Annotated in this window: 25 protein-coding genes; 14 read left to right on the forward strand and 11 right to left on the reverse strand. The window is 66.2% G+C overall.

Going from position 1 to position 25,116, the window contains the following annotated elements; all coding sequences use genetic code 11:
• Position 1 precedes the first annotated feature (1 nt).
• The gene (gene tolA / locus QTH97_RS03340; RefSeq protein ID WP_286566616.1) at positions 2-973 is read left to right on the forward strand and encodes a cell envelope integrity protein TolA; all 972 of its coding nucleotides are present in this window, start codon (positions 2-4) and stop codon (positions 971-973) included.
• 44 nt (positions 974-1,017) lie between these two features.
• Here the strand turns inward: tolA and QTH97_RS03345 are convergent, their stop codons facing one another.
• Entirely contained in the window at positions 1,018-1,551 is a 534-nt protein-coding gene (locus tag QTH97_RS03345) for a phosphatase PAP2 family protein (protein WP_286566617.1), read from the reverse strand.
• Positions 1,552-1,563: 12 nt separating this feature from the next.
• Positions 1,564-5,064, reverse strand: a complete 3,501-nt coding sequence (gene dnaE, locus QTH97_RS03350) for a DNA polymerase III subunit alpha (RefSeq protein ID WP_286566618.1) — start codon at positions 5,062-5,064, stop codon at positions 1,564-1,566.
• An 80-nt stretch (positions 5,065-5,144) separates the two neighbouring features.
• Between dnaE and QTH97_RS03355 the strand changes: the two genes are divergently transcribed.
• Complete coding sequence (locus QTH97_RS03355; protein ID WP_286566619.1) at positions 5,145-5,930, forward strand: sulfurtransferase; 786 nt, start codon at positions 5,145-5,147, stop codon at positions 5,928-5,930.
• A 3-nt stretch (positions 5,931-5,933) separates the two neighbouring features.
• Here QTH97_RS03355 and QTH97_RS03360 read toward each other — a convergent pair whose 3' ends face one another.
• The 4 genes from QTH97_RS03360 to QTH97_RS03375 form a co-directional block, all read right to left on the reverse strand.
• Positions 5,934-6,851: a pirin family protein gene (locus QTH97_RS03360; RefSeq protein ID WP_286566621.1), complete on the reverse strand. Its 918-nt coding sequence runs from the start codon at positions 6,849-6,851 to the stop codon at positions 5,934-5,936.
• A 163-nt stretch (positions 6,852-7,014) separates the two neighbouring features.
• A complete protein-coding gene (locus tag QTH97_RS03365; protein ID WP_286566622.1) occupies positions 7,015-7,560 on the reverse strand; it encodes a flavodoxin family protein in 546 nt (181 codons plus the stop codon).
• 102 nt (positions 7,561-7,662) lie between these two features.
• Positions 7,663-8,100 (reverse strand): DoxX family protein, encoded by a 438-nt coding sequence (locus tag QTH97_RS03370; protein ID WP_286566623.1) that lies wholly within the window; start codon positions 8,098-8,100, stop codon positions 7,663-7,665.
• A gap of 38 nt (positions 8,101-8,138) precedes the next feature.
• On the reverse strand, positions 8,139-8,840 hold the full coding sequence (locus tag QTH97_RS03375; RefSeq protein ID WP_286566624.1) for a pirin family protein: 702 nt from the start codon (positions 8,838-8,840) through the stop codon (positions 8,139-8,141).
• Between the two features lie 146 nt (positions 8,841-8,986).
• On the opposite strand from QTH97_RS03375, the gene QTH97_RS03380 reads away from it, so the two are divergent.
• From QTH97_RS03380 to trmB, 4 genes are read left to right on the forward strand one after another with little or no spacing between them, the layout of a single operon-like run.
• Positions 8,987-9,940, forward strand: a complete 954-nt coding sequence (locus QTH97_RS03380; protein WP_286566625.1) for a LysR family transcriptional regulator — start codon at positions 8,987-8,989, stop codon at positions 9,938-9,940.
• A 52-nt stretch (positions 9,941-9,992) separates the two neighbouring features.
• A complete protein-coding gene (locus QTH97_RS03385; RefSeq protein WP_286566627.1) occupies positions 9,993-11,063 on the forward strand; it encodes an NAD(P)/FAD-dependent oxidoreductase in 1,071 nt (356 codons plus the stop codon).
• Between the two features lie 16 nt (positions 11,064-11,079).
• A complete protein-coding gene (gluQRS, locus tag QTH97_RS03390) occupies positions 11,080-11,994 on the forward strand; it encodes a tRNA glutamyl-Q(34) synthetase GluQRS (RefSeq protein ID WP_286566628.1) in 915 nt (304 codons plus the stop codon).
• The gene (gene trmB / locus QTH97_RS03395) at positions 11,994-12,743 is read left to right on the forward strand and encodes a tRNA (guanosine(46)-N7)-methyltransferase TrmB (protein WP_286566629.1); all 750 of its coding nucleotides are present in this window, start codon (positions 11,994-11,996) and stop codon (positions 12,741-12,743) included. Before gluQRS ends, trmB begins: the two co-directional genes overlap by 1 nt.
• Positions 12,744-12,752: 9 nt before the next feature.
• Here the strand turns inward: trmB and QTH97_RS03400 are convergent, their stop codons facing one another.
• Together QTH97_RS03400 and QTH97_RS03405 are read right to left on the reverse strand one after the other, a co-directional pair.
• Positions 12,753-13,163: a hypothetical protein gene (locus QTH97_RS03400; protein WP_286566630.1), complete on the reverse strand. Its 411-nt coding sequence runs from the start codon at positions 13,161-13,163 to the stop codon at positions 12,753-12,755.
• A 162-nt stretch (positions 13,164-13,325) separates the two neighbouring features.
• Positions 13,326-13,763, reverse strand: coding sequence for a hypothetical protein (locus QTH97_RS03405; RefSeq protein WP_286566631.1), 438 nt, complete (start codon positions 13,761-13,763; stop codon positions 13,326-13,328).
• Between the two features lie 229 nt (positions 13,764-13,992).
• Between QTH97_RS03405 and QTH97_RS03410 the strand changes: the two genes are divergently transcribed.
• Complete coding sequence (locus tag QTH97_RS03410; protein WP_286566632.1) at positions 13,993-15,165, forward strand: ABC transporter substrate-binding protein; 1,173 nt, start codon at positions 13,993-13,995, stop codon at positions 15,163-15,165.
• A 9-nt stretch (positions 15,166-15,174) separates the two neighbouring features.
• Here QTH97_RS03410 and QTH97_RS03415 read toward each other — a convergent pair whose 3' ends face one another.
• Positions 15,175-15,888, reverse strand: a complete 714-nt coding sequence (locus QTH97_RS03415; protein WP_286566633.1) for a Crp/Fnr family transcriptional regulator — start codon at positions 15,886-15,888, stop codon at positions 15,175-15,177.
• A gap of 104 nt (positions 15,889-15,992) precedes the next feature.
• Between QTH97_RS03415 and QTH97_RS03420 the strand changes: the two genes are divergently transcribed.
• Positions 15,993-16,586, forward strand: a complete 594-nt coding sequence (locus QTH97_RS03420; protein WP_286566634.1) for an HD domain-containing protein — start codon at positions 15,993-15,995, stop codon at positions 16,584-16,586.
• 28 nt (positions 16,587-16,614) lie between these two features.
• Positions 16,615-17,382 (forward strand): class II aldolase/adducin family protein, encoded by a 768-nt coding sequence (locus QTH97_RS03425; RefSeq protein ID WP_286566636.1) that lies wholly within the window; start codon positions 16,615-16,617, stop codon positions 17,380-17,382.
• 4 nt (positions 17,383-17,386) lie between these two features.
• On the opposite strand, the gene QTH97_RS03430 is transcribed toward QTH97_RS03425, so the two are convergent.
• The gene (locus QTH97_RS03430) at positions 17,387-17,950 is read right to left on the reverse strand and encodes a MarR family winged helix-turn-helix transcriptional regulator (RefSeq protein ID WP_286566637.1); all 564 of its coding nucleotides are present in this window, start codon (positions 17,948-17,950) and stop codon (positions 17,387-17,389) included.
• A gap of 229 nt (positions 17,951-18,179) precedes the next feature.
• Here QTH97_RS03430 and QTH97_RS03435 point away from each other — a divergent pair, with 229 nt between their 5' ends.
• The 5 genes from QTH97_RS03435 (at position 18,180) to QTH97_RS03455 (ending at position 23,789) form a co-directional block, all read left to right on the forward strand.
• Complete coding sequence (locus QTH97_RS03435; protein ID WP_444813363.1) at positions 18,180-19,166, forward strand: Bug family tripartite tricarboxylate transporter substrate binding protein; 987 nt, start codon at positions 18,180-18,182, stop codon at positions 19,164-19,166.
• A 116-nt stretch (positions 19,167-19,282) separates the two neighbouring features.
• The gene (locus tag QTH97_RS03440; RefSeq protein WP_286566638.1) at positions 19,283-21,604 is read left to right on the forward strand and encodes a xanthine dehydrogenase family protein molybdopterin-binding subunit; all 2,322 of its coding nucleotides are present in this window, start codon (positions 19,283-19,285) and stop codon (positions 21,602-21,604) included.
• Complete coding sequence (locus QTH97_RS03445; protein ID WP_286566639.1) at positions 21,597-22,478, forward strand: FAD binding domain-containing protein; 882 nt, start codon at positions 21,597-21,599, stop codon at positions 22,476-22,478. Before QTH97_RS03440 ends, QTH97_RS03445 begins: the two co-directional genes overlap by 8 nt.
• Positions 22,475-22,951: a (2Fe-2S)-binding protein gene (locus QTH97_RS03450; RefSeq protein ID WP_286566640.1), complete on the forward strand. Its 477-nt coding sequence runs from the start codon at positions 22,475-22,477 to the stop codon at positions 22,949-22,951. Before QTH97_RS03445 ends, QTH97_RS03450 begins: the two co-directional genes overlap by 4 nt.
• Positions 22,941-23,789: an SRPBCC family protein gene (locus tag QTH97_RS03455; RefSeq protein ID WP_286566642.1), complete on the forward strand. Its 849-nt coding sequence runs from the start codon at positions 22,941-22,943 to the stop codon at positions 23,787-23,789. The genes QTH97_RS03450 and QTH97_RS03455 overlap by 11 nt, the downstream gene beginning before the upstream one ends.
• 15 nt (positions 23,790-23,804) lie before the next feature.
• Here QTH97_RS03455 and QTH97_RS03460 read toward each other — a convergent pair whose 3' ends face one another.
• Positions 23,805-25,100 carry an MFS transporter gene (locus tag QTH97_RS03460; protein WP_286566643.1) on the reverse strand — a complete coding sequence of 432 codons (1,296 nt, stop codon included), beginning with the start codon at positions 25,098-25,100 and terminating at the stop codon, positions 23,805-23,807.
• Positions 25,101-25,116 lie beyond the last annotated feature (16 nt).

The following is a 25,116-nucleotide window of genomic DNA, read 5'->3' on the forward strand; positions in this document are numbered from 1 at the left end:
CATGTCGCTCGCCGCAGACCGTCCCGAATTCGCGCCGCCGCCGCAGCGCGGTACGCCGCGCGCCGTGCTGCTGGCGCTGATCGCCCATGCGCTGCTCATTGCCGCGCTGACCTGGGGCGTGAGCTGGCGGCGAGAAGCGGAGAACGACGCGGCCGAGGCCGAGTTGTGGTCCTCGACCGTCCAGCAAGCCGCGCCGCGCGCTGTCGCTCCGCCCGTGCCGACGCCGCCGCCCCCGGTGCCGACCCCGGCGCCGCCCCCGCCTCCTCCGCCCCCGCCGCCCCAGGCAGTGAAGCCGCCCGAGCCCACGCCGGTGCCCAAGACACCCGACATCGCACTCGAACGCGAGAAGAAGCTCAAGGAGCAGAAGGAGCGCGAGCGCGAGCTGGAGCAGCAGGCGCAGCAACAGAAGAAGCTCGAAGCGGCGAAGAAGGCCGCTCAGGAAAAGAAGGAAGCCGAGGCCAAGCAGCGCGCCGAGGACGAGGCCGAGCGCAAGAAGGCGGAGCAGCAGAAGCAGGCCGAGTTGAAGAAGCGTCAGGAGGCCGAGGCAGCCAAGCAGCAGGCGGAAGCCGCCAAGAAGAAGGAAGCCGAAGCCAAGCAGGCGGCACAAGCGGCGGCGGATCGCGCAGCCACGCTCAAACGCATGCAGGCCATGGCGGGTTCCGGTGGCGAAGGCGCGGCAGCGAAGTCATCGGGTCCCTCCGGCAGCTATGGCGGGAAGGTCGCCGCAGCCGTGCGGCCCAACGTCGTGTTCCCGGATGCGGACCTTGTCAGCGGCAATCCAGGCGCAGAGTTCGATGTTCGCCTTGCTCCCGACGGCACCATCGTCGGCACACCCGCACTTTCGAAGTCCAGCGGCCTGCCGAATTGGGACGAAGCCGCGTTGCGCGCACTTCAAAAGACCGAGAAGCTCCCGCGCGATGTCGACGGTACCGTGCCACCCCGGCTGATCGTTACGCTTCGGCCAAAGCGCTGAGAATCGCAGGCGGCCTCTCGAGTCTGCTCGACGATTCCGGCAAGTCAGGCCGAGCGCTTCCAGAACCTGGCGACCAGCGCATGCGCAGCAACCGCCGCCAGTCCTCCAAGCGCCATGCCGGCCGCGATGTCCAATGGAAAGTGCACGCCGACCACCACCCGGGCGACCCCCACGAGGACGGCAAGCACGAGCAGCGCGAACCCGACGGCCCTGCAACTCGCTGCCAGCAGGAATGAAAACGCCAGCGCCGCGTACACAGTGGCGTGGCTGCTCGGGAAAGACGGTCCAAAACTGGGATCGAGATGCTGGTAGCCCAGACCGTGTTCGACGGGTCTTGGGCGATCCCAGATCTCCCCGATGAGTTCGCAGGCCAGGCTGCCCAGCGCGATAGCCAACAGGGCAGCCAGCGTCGGCCTGAGTAGCTGCTGCCTCCAGCGATGAAGTGCCAGCCCGGCGAGAAGCAGCAGCAACAGCCAGTGCGCATGGACCGCCATGAAATGGCCCGCGTCCACCACCCAGGCGTGCGCGCCCGCATCCGCGTTCAACAGCAGGAACAGTTTCTGGTCCGCTGCAATCATGGCCAGGGCGCCTTAGTCGTAGACGATCGCGGCCTTCCCCGCATCGGCTTGTGCCATCCAGCTCGCCAGCGCCGCATCGGTCGGGAAGAATCTCGCGCGTTCGCCCAGTTGCAGTTCGACCTGCGCGCCGCTGCGGGCGATCGAAAGACGCACGCCCAGCCCCTGCTGCAGTTCACCGTGCTCGCTCTGCTCGGTGCGCGGCGGAAAGTCCTTCACCATCCTCGCAATGTCCGGCGCCTTGCCGTTGACCGCCACGCGCAGGAACTTGCCGAAGCGACAGCGCGCCGCAGCCAGGTCCCACACCTGCTGGACCTGGAAGCGCGCCTCGAAACCGCCGCGGCCGGGCTGCAGGCGCCCGCTCACGATCACCAGTTCATCGTCCTTCAATACGTTGCGATTGGCGTTGAAGAGCGCCTCGTCGGCGGTCGCATCGATCGCGCCGGATTTGTCGTCGAGCTTGAAGATGGCGAGCCGGCCACGCTGGCCGTTGATCACGCGGAAGTCGCTCACGATGCCCGCGATCACCTGCTGTTCACGCGTGTCCATCAGGTCGTCGATCTCTCGCTTGCAGAAGCGCCGCACCTCGTGCGCGACCTCGTCGAACAGGTGGCCCGACAGGTAGAAGCCGACCGCTGTCTTCTCGTAAGTCAGGCGCTCCTTCACGCCCCAGGGCGTGGCGTCGACCAGTTCGGGTTCCTGCGTGGCGGAACCGTGCTCGCAGTCGCCGAAGATGTCGACCTGCGCGGCATTGGCCTCGGTCGCGACGGCGAACTCGTAGGCGCGATCGACCGAGGCGATCAGCGACGCGCGGTTCTGCTGAAGCGAATCGAAGGCGCCGGCCTTGATCAGCGCCTCGACGGTGCGCTTGTTGATGCGCTGCCGGTCCACGCGCACGCAGAAGTCGAACAGGCTCTTGAACGGACCGTCCGCCTCGCGCGCCCGGACGACCGCCTCGACGGCGAGTTGCCCCGTGCCCTTGACCGCACCGAGCCCGTAGCGGATGACCTTGTCGGTGACCGGCTCGAAACGATAGTTGCCGCGGTTCACGTCCGGCGGCTCGAAGGTGATGCCGAAGTTCTTCTGCGCATCTTCGAACAGCACCTTGAGCTTGTCGGTGTCGTCCATTTCCACGGTCATGTTCGCGCAGAAGAACTCGGCCGTGTAGTGCACCTTGAGCCAGCCGGTGTGATAGGCCAGCAGCGAGTACGCGGCCGCGTGCGACTTGTTGAAGCCGTAGCCCGCGAACTTCTCCATCAAGTCGAAGATCTCGTCGGCCTTCTTCTGGTCGATGTCGTTCTTGGCGGCACCCTTGCGGAAGATCTCGCGGTGCTCGGCCATCTCCTCGGCCTTCTTCTTGCCCATCGCGCGACGCAGCAGGTCGGCGCCGCCGAGCGAGTAGCCGCCCAGGATCTGCGCCGTCTGCATCACCTGCTCCTGGTAGACCATGATCCCGTAGGTCTCGGAGAGCATGTCGGCCACCAACGGGTGCGGATACTCCACCGTCTCCCGTCCGTGCTTGCGCGCGACGAAACTGGGGATCAGGTCCATCGGACCCGGGCGATACAGCGCGTTCAGCGCAATCAGGTCTTCCAGCCGCGTCGGCCGCGCGTCCTTCAACATGCCCTGCATGCCGCGCGATTCGAACTGGAACACGGCCTCGGTCTTGCCCTCGGAGAACAGCTTGTAGGTCGGCACGTCGTCGAGCCGGATGTTCTCGTAGGCGAAGTTCTCCTGCCCCTTGTGGCGCTGGACGATGAACTCCTTCGCGATCTCCAGGATCGTGAGCGTCGCCAGGCCCAGAAAGTCGAACTTCACCAGGCCGACGGCTTCGACGTCGTCCTTGTCGTACTGGCTCACGGCCGAGTCGCTGCCCGGCTGCTGGTAGAGCGGGCAGAAGTCGGTGAGCTTGCCCGGCGCGATCAGCACGCCGCCGGCGTGCATGCCGATGTTGCGGGTCATGCCTTCGAGCTTCTGCGCGAGCTCGACCAGCATGCGGACTTCTTCTTCCTTCTCGATACGGCCCGCAAGCTGCGGCTCCATCTCGATGGCGTAGTTGTTCTTGTCGTTGTCGGGCTTGGGTGACGGCGGATACTGGATCGTCACCGGCTGGCCCGGCTTGTTCGGTATGAGCTTGCTGATGCCGTCGCAGAACATGTAGCTCATGTCCAGCACCCGGCCCACGTCGCGGATGGCGGCACGCGCGGCCATCGTTCCGAAAGTGGCGATCTGGCTTACGGCGTCGCGGCCGTACTTGTCCTTGACATAGTCGATCACCCGGTCCCGGTTGCCCTGGCAGAAGTCGATGTCGAAGTCGGGCATCGAGACACGCTCGGGGTTCAGGAACCGTTCGAACAGCAGCTTGTATTCGAGCGGATCGAGGTCGGTGATCTTGAGCGCGTACGCCACCAGCGAGCCCGCCCCCGAGCCCCGGCCCGGCCCCACCGGGCAGCCGTTCTTCTTGGCCCAGTTGATGAAGTCGCCCACGATCAGGAAGTAGCCCGGGAACCCCATCTTGAGGATGGTGTTGATCTCGAACTCCAGGCGCTCCACGTAGCGCGGGCGCTCGGCGTCGCGCTTCGCGACGTCGGGGTACAGGTGCGCGAGACGCTCTTCCAGCCCCTCGAACGAGGCGAGGCGGAAATAGTCCGCGATCGGCATGTTGTTGGGCGTCGGGAAGTTCGGCAGCTGCGGCTTGCCGAGCACGAGCGTGAGATTGCAGCGCTTGGCGATCTCGACCGTGTTGGCGATCGCGCTCGGCACGTCGGCGAAGAGCTTCGTCATCTCGGCGGATGACTTGAAATACTGCTCGCGCGTGAACTTGCGGACGCGGCGCGGATTGCCGAGGATTTCGCCTTCGGAGATGCAGACGCGCGCCTCGTGCGCCTCGTAGTCGTCGGCAGTGGCGAACTGCACCGGATGCGTCGCGACCACCGGCAGCTTGAGACGGGCGGCCAGTTGCACCGCGGCCACGACGTGGGGCTCGTCTTCGGGACGCCCGGCGCGCTGCAATTCGATGTAGAAGCGGTGCGGGAAGAGCCCCGCCAGTTGCAGCGCGATCTCGGCAGCGCGCTCGGCCTGGCCTTGCAGCAACGGCGCCCCGAGCGGCCCGGCCTGCGCGCCCGACAGCGCGATCAGCCCGCCCTGGAGTTCTTCCAGCCAGGCCAGCTTGCAGGCTGCTTGCGCCTGCCCGCGGCCCACGTTCTGCGTCCAGGCACGCGCGAGCAGCTCCGAAAGGTGAAGGTAGCCTTCCTTGTTCTGCACCAGCAGGACAATGCGCGTCAGCGCCCCCGGCTCCGCCCCCAGCCCCTCGACGAAGACCTCCGCGCCCAGCACCGGCTTGACGCCCTTGCCGCGCGCTTCCTTGTAGAACTTGACGGCGCCGAAGAGGTTGTTGAGATCGGTGATCGCCAGCGAAGGCTGGCCGTCGGCCGCGGCGGCCTTGACGACTTCATCGATGCGATTGGTGCCGTCGACGACGGAAAACTCGGTGTGCAGGCGCAGGTGAACGAACATCCTTGCATTGTAGGAAGCGGTGCCTCCACGATGTGATGTGGCTCTCCCTAGCTTGCGCGCCCCACCTACAATCCCGCCCCGTGCAAGAGATTCTGAATATCGCGGCTTACAAGTTCGTCCCGATCGACGACGCCGCCGAACTGCGTGAAGCGCTGCGCGCGCAAACCCATGCGCTCGCGCTCAAGGGCACGATCCTGATCGCGCCGGAAGGCATCAATCTGTTCCTGGCTGGCACGGTGGATTCCGTGCGCGCGTTCCTGGCATCGCTGCGCGCGGACGCGCGTTTCAGCGACCTGGAGGCCAAGGAAAGCTGGTCCGCCACGCAGCCCTTTCGCCGCATGCTCGTGAAGCTCAAGCGCGAGATCATCCGCATGGATCATCCCGCCATCCAGCCGGCCGCCGGCCGCGCGCCGGGCGTGGATGCGACGACGCTCAAACGGTGGCTCGACCAGGGCCACGACGATGCCGGCAAGCCGGTCGCGCTGCTCGACACGCGCAACGCCTTCGAGGTCGACTACGGCACGTTCGAAGGCGCCATCGACTGGCGCATCCACAAGTTCACCGAGTTTCCCAAAGCCCTGCAGAAACACCGTGACGACCTCGCAGGCAAGACCGTGGTCAGCTTCTGCACCGGTGGCATCCGCTGCGAAAAGGCAGCGATCCTGATGCGGGAAGTCGGCGTGGACGATGTGCTGCAGCTCGAAGGCGGCATCCTCAAGTATTTCGAGGACGTGGGCGGTGCGCACTATCAGGGCGAGTGCTTCGTGTTCGATGGCCGCGAATCGCTGTCGCCGGACCTGAAGGCGCGTGCCAGCGGCGTGAGCGCCCGGGCCGCCGAGGACCCGGACATCCTGATCAAGCGTTGAATCTCAAACCGGTGTGGTGCCCGAGTCTGCCGCCGACTGGACCTGGAAGGGATGACCCGGCAGCGGGATGAATTCCGTCTCGCCCGGCACGTGGCCCATGCGTTGAGCGGACCAGTCGGCGCCGGCTTCCAGGATGCGCTCGCGCCGGCTCGAAACGAAATTCCAGGTGATGAAGCGTGGACCGTCGAGCGGCTCGCCGCCGATCACCACGACGCGGACCGCCGCCCCTTGCGCCGTCAGCACGCCGCCCTCGCCGTCCGGCAACATCGCCATGGTGTACTGCGCCACGGGCTCACCGTCGAGCGACACACCGCCATCGACGGGGTAGATCGCCAGCTCCGGTGCCAACGCGGGAAGCTCGAAGCGAGCGCCTGCCGGCAAGGCGAGGTCGAGATAGACCGTCTTCGAGAAAGTCGTTACCGGGGAGCGCGCGCCGAAAGCCTCGCCCACCAACACGCGAACTTGCACGCCCTGCACCTCCAGCGACGGGATGTCCGCGGCAGCCGTGTGCGCAAAGCTGGGCTCGGTCTCCTCGTGAGCCTGCGGCAAGGCGGCCCAGAGTTGCAGGCCATGGTTCACGTAAGTCGCGTCGAGCAGGCGCTCGGGCTTGCGCTCAGAATGCACGATGCCCCGCCCTGCAGTCATCCAGTTGATCGCGCCGGGACGGATTTCCTGCACGCTGCCGAGGCTGTCGCGATGCATCATCGCGCCCTCGAAAAGGTAGGTCACGGTCGCGAGGCCGATATGCGGATGGGGCCGCACGTCGTGCTCCGAGCCGGGCTGCTCGGTCGCCGGCCCGAAGTGGTCGAAGAACACGAAGGGCCCCACCGAACGCCGCTTCGCTGCCGGCAGCAGGCGCCGGACCTTGAAGCCTCCGCCCAGGTCCTTGTCATGCGGTTGCAGCAGCAGTGATGCGGTCATCGTGGTTCCCAACAGAAAGTTGCGTCCAGTACTTTAGCCGCGCCGCATCGACCGTCACGGCCTGCCCCGGAAATCCCACGGAACCGGCCAGGCCGGGTCGCAGGGGTTGCGCCCCGAAAGGGGGCGTCAGAGCGACACGAAGAGGGCGAGGCTGGGAGAGAACTCACCTCTTTGCCACCTCGGCCACGCGCTCGCCGAACGCACGCGCGGTGTCGAGGTCGCCCCGCGCCATCTCTGCCGGGCTCGCGTCGGTGGGCGAAGTGGTCAGCAGGCCGTTGTAGCCGCCGACGTAGTTGATCGAATCGCGCTTCGCCGCCTTGTCGTTGCTCGGCATGATGCCGAGGCTGACCCACAGGCCGCCGTGCTGCATGGCGAGATGCCAGAGGTAAGTCAGCGTCGCGTCCTTGTCGCCGTTCATGGCCGCGCTGTTGCTGAAGCCGGCGAACAGCTTGTCCTTCCAGCCCTGCTTGAACCAGACCTTGGACGAAGCGTCCGCGAATTTCTTGAACTGCCAGCTCGCGCCGCCCATGTAGGTGGGCGAGCCAAAAATGATGGCATCCGCCGCGGCGAGCATCTCCCAGCCCTGGGCCGGCAGATTGCCATCCGCATCGATCGCCAGCAGATGCGCGCCAGCGCCTTCAGCCACCGCCTGGGCAACGCGCTGTGTGTGACCGTAGCCCGAATGAAAAACCACAACGATCTCAGTCATCGATTTTCCCTAGTGAATGAGTCGCCGCCGATCGTACGGCGTCTCAAGCCAGAAACACCACGGGCCGGCTCGGCCGGTCCGCGGGTGTTGAGAGCCCGGGGGTTACTTCTTGTCGATGCTGAACCGGCCGGCGCCGAGCGCGGCGATAGCGAGCAGACCGCCAGCGATCGCGATGTTCTTGAAGAACATCAACTGGTTGATGTACGCCTTGTCGGCCGGCATGGCCCAGTAGTTGTGGAAGAACACCGCTGTCGCGACCGTGAAGACGGCAAGGATGATCGACACGATGCGCGTCTTGTAGCCGACGAGCAGCAACAGGCCGAGGCCGAGTTCCACGACGATCGCGATGACCGCGCCGAGCTGCGGCAACGGCAGGCCGACGGCGCCGATGTAGCCGACCACGCCGGCAAAGCCGGCGATCTTGCCGAAGCCGGCGGGCACGAAGAGCAAGGCGATCAGTACGCGACCGATCAGTGCCAGCGTGTCTTGCGCGGCGCCGGCGGGTGCCGGAGCGGCAAAGGTGTTTGCAGTGGTGGACATGGGATGGACTCCTGGGTTGAAAAAATGGGTTGCGCAGCTCAGGCCGCGAGATCGAACACCAGCACCTCGGCGTTCTTGCCGGCAGCGAGCGTCAGTTGCGATTCGCCTTCGAGCAAGGCTGCATCGCCGGTAGCGAGCTTCGTGCCATTGGCCTCGAGTTCGCCGCGCACAAGATGCACGTAGCTCTTGCGCTTCGGGTCGAGCGTCAGGCTGGCTTTTTCGTCGCCGTCGAGCAGACCTGCGAACAGGCGCGCATCGGCATGCACCAGCACCGAACCGTCGACGCCGTCCGGCGAGGCGACCAGCCGCAGCTTGCCGCGCTTGTCGGCCTCGGGAAAGGTCTTTTGCTCGTAGCCCGGTGCGATGCCCCGCACGTTGGGCTCGATCCAGATCTGCAGGAAGTGCGTGTCTTCGTCGGCCTTGTGGTTGAACTCGCTGTGCATCACGCCGCGGCCGGCGCTCATGCGCTGAACGTCGCCCGGAGGAATGGATTCGACATTGCCCATGCTGTCCTTGTGAGCGAGCTCGCCGGACAGCACGTAGCTGATGATTTCCATGTCCTTGTGGCCATGGGTGCCGAAGCCGGCGCCCGCGGCGACGCGGTCTTCGTTGATCACCCGCAGGTTGCCGAACCCCATGTGGGCCGGGTCGTAGTACCCCGCAAAGGAGAAGCTGTGGAAGGAACGCAGCCAGCCGTGATCGGCATAACCGCGTTCCTGGGATTTACGGACTTGCAACATCGTTGAACTCCTGCCCTCGTCTCGAGGACTCTTCGAATGCCGCGCCCTGTGCGCAGCGGATGTGTGGAACTTTAGGGCCGGGACCCCGAGCCAAAAGCAATGGCGTTTGATGGCATCATTCAAATTTTTTGATCGATCGGACTGCCATGCCTACCGCCCGCGATGTCCTGACGCCCGATGCGCTGTCGATGCTGCAGACCGTGGCGAGCACCGGCAGCTTTGCCGCCGCGGCCCGCACCCTGAACGTGGTGCCGAGCGCCCTGAGCTACCGCGTTCGGCTGATCGAGGATGCACTGGACGTCCTGCTGTTCGACCGCAGCGGACGGCAGGCCCGGGTGACCGAAGCCGGAATGGAACTGTTGCGCGAGGCCTCGCGGTTGCTGGGCGAAATCGACGCAGTGGCCAACCGTGTCAAACGCGTGGCCACGGGTTGGGAACCGATGCTCACCATCGCGGTCGACAGCGTCATCGCGCGCGATCCGCTTCTCGACCTCGTCAACGCCTTCTACGCGCTCGAACCGCCGACACGCCTCAAGCTGCGCGACGAGACCCTGCTGGGCACCATCGAGGCGCTGACCAGCGGCGAAGCCGATCTTGCCGTCGGTGCGGTCCTCGACGCAGCCAGCCTGGCCTTCACGGCGACGGGCATCCGCAGCCGGCCGCTCGGGGAATTCGCCTTCGTCTATGCGGTCGCGCCACACCATCCGCTGGCGCGGGTCGAGGAACCGCTGAGCGACGAAGTGCTGCGCCAGCATCGCGCCGTCGCCGCCGCCGATTCGTCTCGCTCGGGCCCGAGCATGACGGTCAATCTGGTCGGCGGCCAGGACGTCCTCACGGTGCCGACCATGCAGGCCAAGCTGGCCGCGCAACTGCACGGTCTGGGCGGCGGATTTCTTCCCGAGCCTCTGGCGCGTCCGTACATCGAGGCCGGTCATCTGGTCGAACGGCGCACCGAGCGTGTCCCGCCCGTCGCCACCATGCATTGCGCCTGGCGCGTTCGCACGGCGGGGCAGCCCGGGCGAGGAATGCAGTGGTGGCTGGAACAGTTCGAACACGAAGGTACGCGTCGCGCGCTTCTCGAGCGCCACCGCGGTCGATGAGGCCGACAACCCGGTTAGAGTGCTCCGACTGCCACACCAACACGAGACTGCCATGACCCTCCGACCCATCGCCGACCGCCACCGATCCAATGCATCGCGCCACTTCGCCGTCGTCGGCGCGGGCATCGCGGGCGTCGCATGCGCCCGCACGCTGCTCCAGGCAGGGCACCGCGTCACCGTGTTCGAGCGTGAAGCCGGCGCCGGCGGCCGCATGGCGAGCGAATCGACGACCTTCGGCCGGTTCGACAGCGGTGCCCAGTACTTCACCGTGCGCGACCCCCGCTTTGCGCGCGCTCTCGAAACCGCGCCCCAGGTCTGCAAGCCCTGGAGCGCAAACCTCGTGCGCGTGCTCGACGCGCACGGCCGCGTTGCCGAAGCCGCCCTTCCCGCGCTCGAGCGACATTGGGTGGCGCAGCCCGGCATGGACGCGCTGGTCGCGCATTGGGCCGTGCCGCTGGGCGATTCGCTCGTGACGCAAACGCAAGTGACCCACATCGAACGCGACGCGCTCGACGCCAAGCGCTGGCAGTTGCGCACCGCGGGCCTCGATGATTCGACGCACGTCTATTCCGGTTTCGACACGGTGCTTCTGGCAGTGCCACCTTCCCGCACACGGGCCCTGCTCGACAACGGCAAGCTGTCGCAGGAGCTCAGCCAGAAGATCGAAACGGTCCGAATCGCACCGTGCTGGACCTTGATGATCGCCTTCCCGCAGGCCAACCAGCCGACCATGTCGCACCTCGGTCCGCAGTGGAATGCCGCGCGCAGCACGCACCATCGCGTCGCATGGCTCGCGCGCGAATCGTCCAAGCCCGGCCGCGATCGCATCGAGCGCTGGACCTTGCAGGCCAGCGCAGCGTGGTCCCAGGAGCACCTGCGCGATGACGCGCCGAGAGTGGAAGCCAAGCTGCTGCGCGCCTTCGCCGAGATCACCGGCATCCGCGCCGAGCCTTCGCACGCACAGGCGCGCTGCTGGGCGGAGGCACAGACGCAGGTTCCCGTCGGAAAGCCGCATCTGTGGGACGCCAAGACGCGCATCGGCGTCGCGGGCGACTGGTGCACGGGGCATCGGGTCGAGGACGCTTTCCTGTCCGGCCTCACGCTGGCGCTCAAAGTCGCTTGACCCGCCTCTCTCGGTGATGCTTCGGATCGGCCGGTTCGCGCCTTCGCCCACGGGGCCGCTGCACGCGGGGTCGCTGGTGGCGGCACTCGCCAGTTGGCTGGATGTGCGAGCGAGAGGTCCGCAGGCCCGCTGGCTCGTGCGCATCGAGGATGCCGACACCGAGCGTTGCCTCCCTGGCCTGGGAGAAGAAATCCTCCAACAGCTTGCCGCATGCGGATTGACGCCGGACGAAGCGCCCGTCTGGCAAACCCGGCGCACTGGCCTCTACCAACGGGCGCTCGACAAGCTCAAGGCCGCGCAGCAGGCCTACCCCTGTGGTTGTTCGCGCAAGGACATCGACGAGGCATTGGCACGCAGCGGCATCGTGCATGCGCGCCACGGCGAGCGCGTCTACCCGGGCACCTGCCGCGACGGACTGCACGGCAAGCCGGCGCGTGCATGGCGCTTTGCCGCCACCAGGTTCGAAGCCGATCGGGGGTCCTCGTCACTTCAGTGGACGGACCGCCGCCTCGGAAGCCAGGCGCAGGACGTGACTCGCGAGGTCGGCGACTTCGTGCTCAAGCGGGCCGACGGCCCCTGGGCCTATCAGCTCGCCGTCGTGGTCGACGACGCCGATCAGGGTGTGACCGATGTCGTGCGCGGCGAAGACCTGGCGGACAACACGGCGCGCCAGATCCTGCTTCAGCAAGCGCTTGGCGTGCCCACGCCGAGCTACCTGCACACCCCACTGGTGTGGGGAGCCGATGGCGACAAGCTCTCCAAGCAGAACGGGGCAACGCCGCTGAATACCGCCACACCGGCGGACGCGCTGGCGGCCCTGAACTCGGCTGCGCAGGTGCTGGGTCTGACCGCAACGAGCGCATCATCGGCAGCCGCAGCGCTCGCGGCCTGGGTGCCTCAATGGCGCGAACTCTACAATCCGCGGCCGTGATGACCAGCCCCACTACCGACCTCCCCCGCGATCCGCCGGACGACATTCCGGCCGGCGAAGAACCCACTGGCGAGGCGCATCCGCTGCATCGCCGCCTGAAAAGCTTCGTCAAGCGCGGCGGGCGCACGACCGAAGGCCAGGCTCGGGCCTACGAGCAATTCGGACCGCAGTTCCTGCTGCCCTACAGCGCCGCGCCGCTCGACTTCGACGCCGCCTTCGGCCGCAACGCGCCGACCATCCTCGAGATCGGCTTCGGCATGGGCGAGGCCACCGCGCACATCGCCGCACTGATGCCGGAGAAGAACTTCCTCTGCTGCGAAGTGCATGAGCCCGGTGTCGGTGCGCTGCTCAAGCGCATCGGCGAGCAAAACCTGCAGAACATCCGCATCTGCGCACATGACGCTGTCGATGTACTGGACCACATGCTGCTGCCGGCGACCCTGGCCGGCGTGCATGTGTTCTTTCCGGACCCGTGGCACAAGACGCGACACAACAAGCGGCGGCTGATCCAGCCACCCTTCGTTCGCAAGCTGGCGGAACACCTGGCGCCCGCCGGCTACCTGCATTGCGCCACCGACTGGCAACCCTACGCCGAGCAGATGCTCGAGGTGCTGTCGCAGGAGCCGCTTCTGCGCAACACGGCCGAAGGCTATGCGCCCAAGCCGGCCTACCGCCCGCTCACCAAGTTCGAGAACCGCGGCCTCAAGCTCGGCCACGGCGTGTGGGACGTGGTGTTCGAACGCGTCTGAGCAGCACGCTCAGTTCGCCAGGATCGGACTGCGCTTTTCGGTTTCGAGCCGCTGTTGCCCGCGCACGGCCTCGCACTGCGCGTGAGGCTTGAATGCGGGCTTCAGGCATTGAGCGGCCATGCATCGCGCAGCGGCGAAGAAGTTCAGGCCCGAGCAGGCTGCGCCCGGGTCGGCGGAATCACGCGGCGTGGGTCGGGTCGCTGCAACAGGCCTGGTGACCCTTTCCTTCTGGATGGCCGCTGCGCGAGACGGAAGGGATGGCGATGAAGCCGCCGCCGGCTCGGCCTTGTAGACCGCGCCCGGGCCCGAGAGCATCCACCCCGCCGCCGAACCCACGGTCAGCGCAACCGCCAGTGCCCTGATGGTGAACCATGCGCCCTTGTCCAGCTCATGTGCCGGTACCAACGCAGGTCTTGGCATCGTCTTCCGGGACGTCTCCGGCGGTGGTGTAAACCCCGTCCGTTCGAATCCCGGCGATGAGAGAGCTGCTGGCTGCGGGCGCGCGCACTCGATGCAGAACTTGGCAATACCGCGGTTCTCGGCGTCGCAAATCGGGCATCTCGCCTTCATCTTGGCTGGAGGTCAGTGCGTGAGGACGGGAAGGTTGTCGGCCTCGCCGGCCACAAGGCCTTGCGCCGCCAGCAGGTTTCTTTGCGCCGCCATGATGAGCGCGGCCCGGTAGGCCGAGCGGCTCGCGATCTTGGTGTGGGTGATGAGCGCCTGCCACTCGCGCTCGAGATCCTGCCGAGACCGCGCGGCAGGCTTGCTCATCAGCGCTTGGCTGACATCGACCAGTGCGGCCGCCGAACTGAGGCAGATGTTGATGGCCGACTGCGCGGCGCTGGCCCGAAAGCGCTGTTCTTCGTTCTGCGGATCGCCGCGCAGGGCTTCGAGAGGGACGTTGGCGGTGGGCCCGTGGTACGGGGCGCCTTGCAGTTCGCTGTCAGCGTGGGCGAGCACCTTTTCGATGGTGGCCAGCGCGTTTTCCAGCAGTGCGATATCGAGTGACTTTGGCTTCATTTCATCCAGCCGGATGGATTCCGGTCCGACGGGAATGGTGACAGCGGATGGCACTTTCGCACTGTGCAAAATGCCACACTGGACATACAAAAGTTTACAAATCCAGAGCCTCCTGCACCCTGTCGAAGCACCCCCTGGCCGTCAAGAGGCGACTTGCCGTGACTTACTGCCTTCTTCTAAGGCATCGAAGTTGCTACATTTTTTTGTCAATTACAACGAAAGGTGTCTGATGGATTTGTCACGCAGGACCTGGCTCGGCAAGGCTGGCGCCGCACTGTTGCTCGGCGGCGGGCTGCATGCGGACCGGACGAGCCACGCCCAGACGGCGGCACGCGCCAGTGCCTCCGCTGCGCGGACCGTGGTCCTGGGTCAATCGGTTCCCTTGACTGGCGCCGCCAGCGAAATCGGCCTGGCATTCGCCGCGGGTTGCCGGCTCTATGCGACCGAATTCAACGAAGGCAGTGCCAACAGCGGCATCCAGCTCAAGCTGGTGCAACTCGACGATGGCTACGACGCCTCGCGTGCGGCAGCGAACGCCCGCACTCTCCTAGGCACCGACAAGGCGGACATGCTCTTCGGCTTCGTCGGGACGGCCAGCAGCGAAGCCGGCGCAACCGCCGCTGCGCAACAGGGCTCGGTGCTGTTCGCGCCCTTCGCGGCTGCCGACAGCCTGCGCGCGGCGAGTCATCCCAACGTGTTCCACGTGCGCCCCAGCATGGCCGACGAAGCCTTCAAGATCGTCCGCCAGTGCACCACCGTCGGACAAACGCGCATCGCATTGGTCGGCGACGACGACGCGATGGGCCGCGCGGGTCTCGCGGCGGTGCAGCAGGCGGTGACCGAACTGAAGCTCGCACCCTTGGTCGCGTCCGCCCTGGTGCCTGCGGCGGGCGACAAGCTGGATGCTGCGCTCGCGGATGTGCAGAAGCAATCGCCCCAGGCAGTCATCCTGGTGTCTCTCTCGGGCACCACGTCCAACGTCATCCGCAAGCTGCGCAAGAGCGGCTATTCCGGAACCTTCATGGCGTTCTCGATCGTGGGCATCGATCCGCTCTACACCGCGCTCGGCAAGGACATCGGCGGCATCGTGATCTCCCAGGTGGTGCCCTCGCCGCGCCCCTCGGCGATCCCGATCGTCAAGGAATATCTCGCCGCCGTCGACAACTCCGACCAGACGCCGTCGTATGAAGGTCTCGAAGGCTTCATCGCCACCAAGGCGGCCGGTGAAGCGGTGCGCCGCGCGGGCCGCGGCTTCACGCCGGCGGCACTCCAGCGCGCCATGGCCGGCATGACGGACTACGACGTGGGCGGCTTCCGCATCAACCTGCGGCCGGGCCTGCGCGATCCGGCGCGCACCATCGACCTCATCAGCATCACCAAGGACGGGCGCGTGCTTCGTTGACGCGACGCCCTACCCGGCGCTGCCCAACTGTTGCAGTGCGTCGAGGGAAAGCAGTTCGATCCGTCCGTAGCCCAACGCGATCACGCCCTCGTGCGCCAGCGCGTTGAGCTCCTTCGACAAGGTCTGACGCGTCACGCCGAGCATCATCGCCAGCGCCTCCTGAGGCAGCGCCACGCTGCGGCGCGGCTCGGGCGATTGCGTTGCATCGCCGCGCGCCAATGCAAGCAGCCGGCGTGCCACCCGCGCGCGCAATCCGCGCAGCGTGGCATCCTCCATCAGCCCGTACAGGCCGCGCACGCGCGCTGCCAGCAATGCGGCGATCGCACGCGCAAAGGCCGCGCCCTGCATGTGCTGCGCGAAGGCCTCGAAGGGAACGGCCAGCAGGTCCAGGGCGGACAGAGCCGTCGCATCATGCGTGCGCGGGGAGCCGTCGATCAGGCTGATCTCGCCGAACCAGTTGCCGGGCTCCAGCACGGCGAGGATCGCTTCGCGGCCGTCGTGCCGCAGCGTCGAGATCTTGATCGTCCCCGCGGCCAGCCCGAAGAAGGCCGCGCCCGCCACGTGGACCGGATCGCCCTGCCTGAACACCATCGCACCGCGCCGAACGTGGATCAGTTCGGCCGAACCGAGAAGCCCTTCGCGTTGCGGGCGGGGCATGGAGGCGAACCACGGGTTGTCTTCCACCGCGGCACGATGCGCGGCGGACAGGCGTGGTCTGGGCATGAGGGCACTTCCGGGGGTTAACGAGGGCGCCCGATTGTCAAATTCCTGACAGTTCAGAGTCAAGCTCGGGTCTACAGTGGGCCGCATACCAAGGAGACACCACGATGAACGCAAGAGCGAAATTCGTCCGCATGCAGGACAGCACCCGCGAAGACTGGCAAGTGATCGGCGGCGAGTTCATGCAGTTCGCCACCGGGCTGCCCGAACGCGTGATCAAGCATCTGCAGATCCTCGAAGGCGACTACGGCGGCTTTCCGGTCGACCGCTACACGCATTCGCTGCAAACCGCCACGCGCGCGCTGCGCGACGGCCGCGACGAGGAGTACGTGGTGTGCGCGCTGCTGCACGACATCGGCGATACGCTCGGCACCTTCAATCATCCGGATATCGCCGCCGCGATCCTCAAGCCCTTCGTGAGCGAGGAGAACCACTGGATGGTGCAGCACCACGGCATCTTCCAGGGGCACTACTTCTTCCATCACATCGGCCTCGACCGCGACCTGCGCGAGAACTTTCGCAGCCACCCGAACTTCGAGCGAACCGCCGAGTTCTGCGAGCTCTACGACAACCCGGCCTTCGACGCGAAGGCCGAGACCTTGCCGATCAGCGAATTCGAGCCGATGCTTCGGCGTGTGATGGCACAGCCCCGCCAGAGCATCTACAAGTCCGCGCTCAAATCCGAACCGGCCGCGGCCTGACAACCCCATCCCACCCCAGGAGACCTCGATGAACGCCACCTCTCAAAGCGAAGTCCAGAAGCTCGTCAGCGCCGAAGAATGGCAGTTGCGCGTGGACCTCGCGGCCTGCTACCGGCTGGTCGCGCTCTACGGCTGGAGCGATCTCGTCTTCACGCACATCAGCGCACGCGTGCCGGGACCGGAGCATCACTTCCTGATCAATCCCTATGGCCTCATGTTCGACGAGATCACCGCGTCGAGCCTGATCAAGGTCGACCAGGACTGCAACAAGGTGATCGACTCGCCTTACCCGGTCAATCCGGCAGGCTTCGTGATCCACAGCGCCGTACACGCGGCCCGCGAGGACATCCAGTGCGTGCTGCACACCCACACCCGCGCCGGCATCGCTGTGAGCGCGCAGAAGAACGGCGTGCTGCCGATCAGCCAGCAATCGACCTTCGTGCTGGCGTCGCTGGCCTATCATGACTACGAGGGCGTGGCCTTCCGGGACGACGAGAAGCCTCGTCTGCAGGCCGACATGGGCAATGCCAACTTCCTCATGCTGCGCAACCACGGCCTGCTCACCGTCGGCAAGACCATCGCGGATGCGTTCCTGAGCATGTACACCTTCGAGAACACCTGCCAGATCCAGATCGCCGCGCAAGCCGGCGGCGGCGAACTGACGCAGGTCGACCCGCGCATCGTCGAAGGCGTCGGCCATGCAATGAAAGTGCAGACCGGCGGACTCGGGGGCGCCTTCGTCTGGCCGTCGCTGATTCGAAAGCTCGACCGGCTCGATCCGAACTACAAGAACTGATTCTTCAGATATCCAGGGCCGACGCGTCGGGGGCATCGTCCCCGCGCGCCTCTTCCGCCGCCCTGCAGTACTCGCGCAGCTTGAGCAGCGCGCGGTACATGGCGTCCCTCTCGTCGGGCGTCAGCACACGGATCGCAGCCGCCTGGCGACGGCGCGCGATCGGGATCGCCTCGGTGTGCAAGGCCTTGCCGGCCGGCGTCACGGTGCAATAGACCTTCTTGCGCGGCGTGTTGCCTTCGGCTTGCAACTCGACCAGGCCGCGCCCTTCCAGCAGCTTGAGCGTGCGACTGACCAGCGCCTTGTCGGAGGTCGACTGCCTCACGAGTTCGCTGAACGCAATGCGCCCGGCGTGCGCCACCAGCGACAGCACGCGCCACTCCGACACCGACAGGCCGAACTGCTCCGCGTACGGCAGCGTGATGGTGCGCCGCAGCGCGTTGCCCACCTGACTCATCATGGTCGTGATGAAGGCATCGACCGTCAGGGTCGTGCCTGCCTCGTCGAGTTCAGTCCACGGCGTGGGGAACTGCTCGCCTTCCGGCGGGGAGGAAATGCTTTTGTCTGTCATGGGGGTCGCATTGTTCCATGCGGGTGCGCGCACCCAAGACGATTCGCTTGGCCCAGGATATTTTCTCTTGTCAATAAGTGTTTTCGGCAAGTTGATGCATCAATAAGAGATTCACAATGAGCGTTCGCTAGTGAATCATTGTTTCACTAATGAATCGCTCAAGTCACTTCCCGTTGCCAGCCACCATGCATCGCCTCGCGTCCCGCATGGTCCCTTTCAGGAGCCAGAAATGTTCTCGACCCGTCGCCAAGTTCTTCTTGCGGCAACGATGGCGGCTTGCGCCATGACCGCCGGACATGCCATCGCCCAGTCGGACTACCCGTCCAAGACCATCAGCGTGATCGTTTCGTATCCGCCGGGCGGCGACACGGACGCCATCGCACGGCTCTTCGCCGACAAGCTCTCCCAGCGGCTGAAGCAGACGGTGATCGTCGACAACAAGCCCGGCGCTGGCGGGGCACTGGGCAACAACTTCGTGAGCCGGGCGCCGGCGGACGGGTACACGCTGCTGTTCACGCCCAACCCCTTCACCACCGCGCCGCTGGTGATGAAGCTGTCGCCCAGCGCCAGCTACGACGTGCTGCACGGCTTCGAGCCCGTCATCAACACGGCCACGCAGCCGCTGGTACTGGTCGCCAATCCGGGTCTCGGCGTCAAGACGCTGCCGGAGCTGATCGCGGCCGCCAAGTCCGGCAAGCCGGTGACCTATGCCAGCCCCGGCGCAGGCTCGCCGATGCACATCGTCGGCGAGTGGCTCAACCGCACGGCCGGCGTGAAGATCACGCATGTGCCCTATCGCGGGGTAGGTCCGTCGGTGACTGACGTGGTGGCCGGCCACGTCGACACGGCGTGGGTCACCTTCGGCGCGGTTCGGCAATACCTGCAGAACGGCCGGCTCATCCCGCTGGCGATCGGCGATGCACAGCGCTCCAAGCTGGCGCCCCACGTCCCGACCCTCGTCGAGTTGGGCTACAAGGACGTGGTGGTGGGCTCCTGGAACGGCTTCTTCGCGCCCAAGGGAACGCCGGCACCCGTGGTCAAACTCCTGAACGAGAACCTCAACGAGATCCTGAAGTCGCCCGAAGTGGCGGAGAAACTGGCGGTCTTTGGCGCCTTGCCCGCAGGCGGCGCACCGGATGCGCTCGGCAAGATCAACTCGAGCGACTACGCGGTCATGGGCAAGGTCATCAAGGACCTCGGGATCAGCGCTGAATGAAGCTCGTCCCCAGGTTGCGGCGCACTTCGTGTCGCCTCGCCGACCCTTTCACCAACGGGCCTCGCTGCGCCTTGCCATTGGCGCAGACAAGCTGAGACCAGTTTCAGGTTTGAACCATGAGTCATTCTTCGACTACCCAGACTTCCGGCGCATCGACGCTGGGCGCTGATATTCCCCAGGTCACTGCGCGGTCCAAGGTGCTGGGGCGTGCGATGTACGCGGGCGACATCAAGGTCGCAGGCATGCTGCATGGCAAGGTGCTGCGAAGTCCCTATCCGCATGCTCGCATCGTGTCGATCGACACTTCCGAAGCGCTGTCGCTGCCGGGGGTGAAGGCGGTGCTGACAGGTGCGGAGGCGCCGCGCGCGATGTGGGGGGTGCATCACAAGGAGCGGCGCATTCTCGCCGAGGGCGTGGTGCGCTTTGCCGGCGAGGAAGTGGCGGCCGTCGCAGCAACGACCGAAGAGATTGCGCGAGATGCGCTGGATCTGATCCGCGTCGAGTACGAGGAGCTGCCTTCGATCCTCTCGCCCGAGGAGGCGATGGACGAGGAAGCGCCGGGTGTGCATCCGGAGCGCAACAACGTCGCGCACGAGATCCGCTTCGAGCGCGGTGACGTCGACAGCGGCTTTGCCTCGGCACATGTGGTGCACGAGGCAACCTACTACGCGCACGCGCAGTACCCGGGCTATCTGGAGCCGATGGGCACCGTGGCAAGCATCGATCCGGACGGGCGGCTCGTGGTCTGGACATCGACGCAGTCGGTCACGCAGGCGCGCCTGCGACTGGCGGCGGCGCTGGAGCGTCCGATCTCCAGCATCCGCGTGATCCAGGCGACGACCGGCGGAGGCTTCGGCGGGAAGATGGTGGAAGACGCCAACAACCTCATCGCCGGGCTGCTGGCGGTGAAGACCGGGAAGCCGGTGCGGCTCGTCAACACCCGGCTCGAAGACTTTCTGGCCGCCTGCTCGAGCGTGCCCGAGCGCATCACGCTCAAGCTGGGCATGGACCGCGACGGACTGATCGTGGCCAAGGACGTTCGCATCGTCGCCGAATGCGGCGCGTACTGCGGGCTCTCGGGCGAAGTGATGCACGTCACCGCCATGCGCAGCGACAACATGCACCGCAATCCCAACGTCCGCTCGCATGCCACGCTGGTCTACACCAACAATCCGCCGCACGGCGCCTTCCGTGGGTTCGGCGGCACGCAGATGCAGTTCGCGCTGAACAGCCACATCCACACGATGGGCGAGATGCTGGGACTGGACCCGGTGCTCATCCACAAGCGCAACGCAATCCGTGTCGGGGAAGTCTCCATCCACGGATGGAAGATCGGCAGTACAGGCCTGGTGGAATGCATCGATCAGGCCATCGACGCCATCGGCTGGGAGAGCAAGCGCGCATCGCCGAAGACGCACGGCGTGAAGCGGCGCGGCGTCGGCATGGCGGCCGCGATGCACGTGAGCGGCAACCGCACCATCGGCAACTGGGACGGCTCCACGGTGATCGTGAAGATCAACGAGGACGGCCGCGTTTTCATCATGAGCGGCGAATGCGACATGGGCCAGGGCGCGATGACCATGCTCAGCCAGGTGGTTGCGCACGAGTTGGACCTGCCGCTGGCCCACATGCACGTCGTACCGCCCGACACAGACACCTCTCCCATCGCCATCGGCTCCCTCGCGTCGCGCGTGACGATGGCCGCCGGCAATGCGGCCATCGTCGCCGCGCGCATGGCACGCGACAAGCTCTTCGCGCTCGCATCGAAGCAATGGGGCGTGCCGGCCGAGCAACTGAAGATCGGCGGCGGCGGCGGCGTGTTCGTGGCCGATGCGCCCGAGCGCCGCGCCAGCATCGCCGAACTCGCCAAGCTGCACATCTGGACGCACGGCGGCGAAGGCATCCAGGTCAGCGGCACCTGGGACGCCCAGACCGTCATGCACGACGACAATGTGTACGGCAACATCGCGCCGGCCTACTCCTTCGCGGCACAGGCGGTCGAAGTCGAAGTCGACACCGAGACCGGCCAGGTCTGCGTGCTCGACAGCTACGTGGCCGACGACTGCGGCAAGGCGTTGAACCCGATCGCGATCCACGGCCAGACCAACGGTGCCACGGTGCAGGCCTTCGGCTGGACGCTGTATGAGCAGATGCAGGTCGAAGGCGGCCGGCTCATGAACGGCAACTTCGCCGACTACACGATGGCCACGGCCGACGCCGTACCCCTGCTGCGCGGCGGCTTCGTCGAATCGGACGACCCCAACGGCCCCTATGGCGCGAAGGGTGCGAGCGAAACGGCCATCCTCCCCGGCGCGCCGGCCATTGCCAACGCGGTGTACGACGCCATCGGCGTGCGCATCACGGAACTGCCGATCACGCCCGAAAAGATCCTCGCCGCACTGCGCGAGCGCAAGGAAGAGGAGACACGCCATGCGTGATTTCGACTATCTCGAACCCACGAGCATCGACGAGGCCAGCCGCATGCTGGCGGACCTGGGCGATGAATGCCGCGCCATCGCCGGTGGTACTGCACTCATGCTCGGCATGCGCCAGCGCATGCTGACGCCGACGCATCTCGTGTCGCTCGCGCGGCTGGCGCCACTGCGCGGCATCGACTTCGACGAGCGCCGCGGCCTGCGCATCGGCGCCCTCTCGCGCCACGCCGACGTGGCGAACTCGCCCATCGTGCGCGCGCACTACCCCGTACTCGCCAGCATGGCTTCGCGCGTGGCGAACCCGCAGGTGCGCAACCAGGGCACCATGGGCGGCAACCTCTGCTATGCCGATCCGTCCACCGACCCACCGGGCTGCCTGATGGCGCTCGACGCGCAGGTCGTGTTGGGCAGCCGCCGCGGCGAGCGCGTGCTGAGCATCGAGGAATTTCTCGTCGACTACTACGTCACGGCGCTGGAGCCGGACGAGATGGTCGTCGAGATCCGCGTACCGCCGCTCCTGGCCGGAACCTCGGGCGTCTACACGCGCTTTCTGCGTACCGCCGCCGAGCACCGGCCGCTTGCGAGCGTGGCGTTGATCGCGCGGCGCGATGGCGCGCTGTGCCGCGAGGCCAGGATCGCCGTCGGTGCCTCGACGCCGATCCCCACCCGGCTGCGGCGCGCAGAGGCGTTCCTTGAAGGCCGCACCGTCACGGCCGACATCGCGGCGGAAGTGGCCGACATCGTCGCCGCGGACATCGCACCGGTGTCGGACACCCGTGGTTCGGCGGATTTCCGCCGCGACATGGTGCGCATCGTCGCGCGCCGCACCATGGCCGAGTTGTTCGGCCTCGACATGAACGAAGGGGCTACGCAATGACCCAACACCGTATCGAATGCTCAGTCAACGGCGAGGCGCAGAGTGTGGACGTGCCGGCGCGCAGACTGCTCTCCGATTTCCTGCGTGATGACCTGCACCTGACAGGCACCAAGCGCGGCTGCGAAACCGGCATCTGCGGCGCTTGCTCGGTGTTGGTCGATGGCGAGGTCGTCAAGTCCTGCCTGATGCTGGCCGTGCAGGTGCAGGGCCGCGAGATCACCACCGTGGAAGGCCTCGGCCAAGGCGACGAACTGCATCCGCTGCAAGAGAGCTTCATGCAGTGCGGCGGCCTCCAGTGCGGCTACTGCACACCGGGCTTCCTCATGACCTCGTGCGCCATGCTCAAGAACAACCCCGACCCGACGGTCGATGAAGTGCGCCACGGCCTCAACGGCAATCTCTGCCGCTGCACCGGCTACACCCAGATCGTCGAATCCATCCTGACCGCCGCGGAGAAGATGCGTGGAAATTGAAAAGACATTGACAGTCGCGGCCCCGCCGCAACGCGTGTGGGCCATGCTGCTCGACCCGCAGGTGATGGGCGGCTGCGTGCCCGGCATGCAGTCCATCGAGGTCGTGAGCGACGTCGAGTACGTCGCACTCATGCACGTGAAGATCGCCTTCGTGAGCGCCAAGTTCAAGCTGCGCACCACGATCGTGGAGCAGCGCGAACCGAGCTATCTGCGTGCCGAAGGCACGGGCGAGGACGCTTCGGTGGCCAGTTCGCTGAAGCAGCAGAGCGAGATCTTCCTTGAGCCGACCGCCGAAGGCGGCACGGAGTTGCGCATCAAGGTCAAGGTCGACGTGCTTGGGCGCCTCGGCACCTTTGGCCTGAGCGTGATGAAGACCAAGGCGGATCGGATGTGGGAAGAGTTCGGCACGAACCTCGCAGGGCGAATCGATGGCGGGTTGGCATCCTCTCCTGCCAAGGCTCCCACCGCCGCAACGGCGCCGACCGCATCCAAGCCGGCGGCTGCGCCCACCAGATCCGTCGCTCCGGCTGCTCCTGCCCGACAAACGGCAGAGGCAGCGACCGCCTACGCGCCGGTTCTCTCGGACAGCGGAAAGCGCATGCCCGCAGCGAGCGCACCCGTCGCGCCCGCACCATCCATCCAGGCCAGCGGGCCGGAAACCGAACCAGGCTGGTGGTCACGCCTGCTGGGCGCCAGGAACGGCCGATCCGCGAACGTCTCGGCGTCGGGGCGATTCATCCGCATCGAAGTGCGACAGCTCGACAAGACCGTCAGCATCGACTGGCCCCTCGAAGGTGCCGATCAATGCAAGGACTGGCTGCGGGATCTGATGAAGTAGCGTTGGACAGGGATGTCAGGCCGGCGTCGCGCTGACGCCTGGCACCTGCTGCTGGCGCTCGCGCAGCCAGAGGAGGAAGCCGCAGGCAAACACCACCATCTGCGTTCCGATGAGCAACGCGAAACCGGCGAAGAAGCCCGAGGCCGCACCGCCGGATGCGCCGTGGCCGCCCGACATGAGGGTGATCACGCCACCCATCAAGGCCGGCATGAAGCCGGCGACCAGGCTTCCGGTCCCGTTGACGACGCCAAATGCGCTCGCGACGTGCTCGGGACGCGAGCAGTACTGGACCGTGCTCGGAATCGCGGGGCTCTGCAGGCCCCAGCAGAAGTTCGCCGCGATCAGCGCGTAGGCGGCCAGATAGCGGTCCTCCGTGCAGATCGCGAGCAGCACCGAGAGCGCCACGCCGGCGCTGGCCACCATGAAGATGAAGGGCACGCGCTGCCGCTCGATCCTGTCGATGATCACGCCCCCCAGCAGCACGGCGACGACCGTCGCGTACTGCGGCAAGGAGGCCAGCCAGCCCATTTCCTTGAGCGAGAAGCCGCGGGCTTCCTTCAGGTAGGTCGGCAACCAGTTGCTCCCGCCCCAGAGATAGGCCAGCGTGGCCGAAGTCAGCACCGTGATCAGCACCAGGTAGCGCGTTTGCAGCGCGCCCTTGACGATGTCACCCACGTGCGTGATCGCTTCGCCGAAGGACCTCGGCTTGCGAATGTTGGCGTACGAGGTCGGCATCCGCACGAAGGCCAGCACCAGCGGAATGCCGAGCGCAATGTTGATCAGGCCCAGTGCGTAGAACGAGATCTCCCAGTGGAAGCTGGCGAGCATGTAGCCGATGAGCGGATAGCCGAGTGCCAGGCCCAGGCCCGTGCCCATGTTGACGAAGGAATTGGGCTTGCCGTTCTCGTCGCTCTCGAAGTGCGCCTTGATATAGGAGGAAGCCAGCGAGAACAGCGGACCTTCGGAAACACCCAGCAGAACGCGGGAAGCCAGCAGCATTCCGTAGCCGTCGAACCACGGCGTGATGAACGTGACGACGCCCCACAGGCTCAACCCCACGATCAGGCTTTTTCGTACGCCGAACAGCGCAGCGCAGAACGGAGTCAGCACGAAGGCCGACACGCCGTAGCCAACCATGAACGCGGTCGCCAGGAGACCCTGGCTCACGCGGTCGTCCCGGGTGATCCCGATGTGCTGCAGGAACGCTGGATCGGTGATCAACACGGCGATGTTGATCCGGTCGACATAGGAGATGGCAACGATCACGAACAACGTGATGACGCCATACCAACGAAATGCTCTGGCTTGCATTGCATCAATCCCCTGG

Source organism: Variovorax gracilis (genome assembly GCF_030317115.1).
In the GTDB taxonomy this organism is placed as follows: Bacteria; Pseudomonadota; Gammaproteobacteria; order Burkholderiales; family Burkholderiaceae_C; genus Variovorax; species Variovorax gracilis.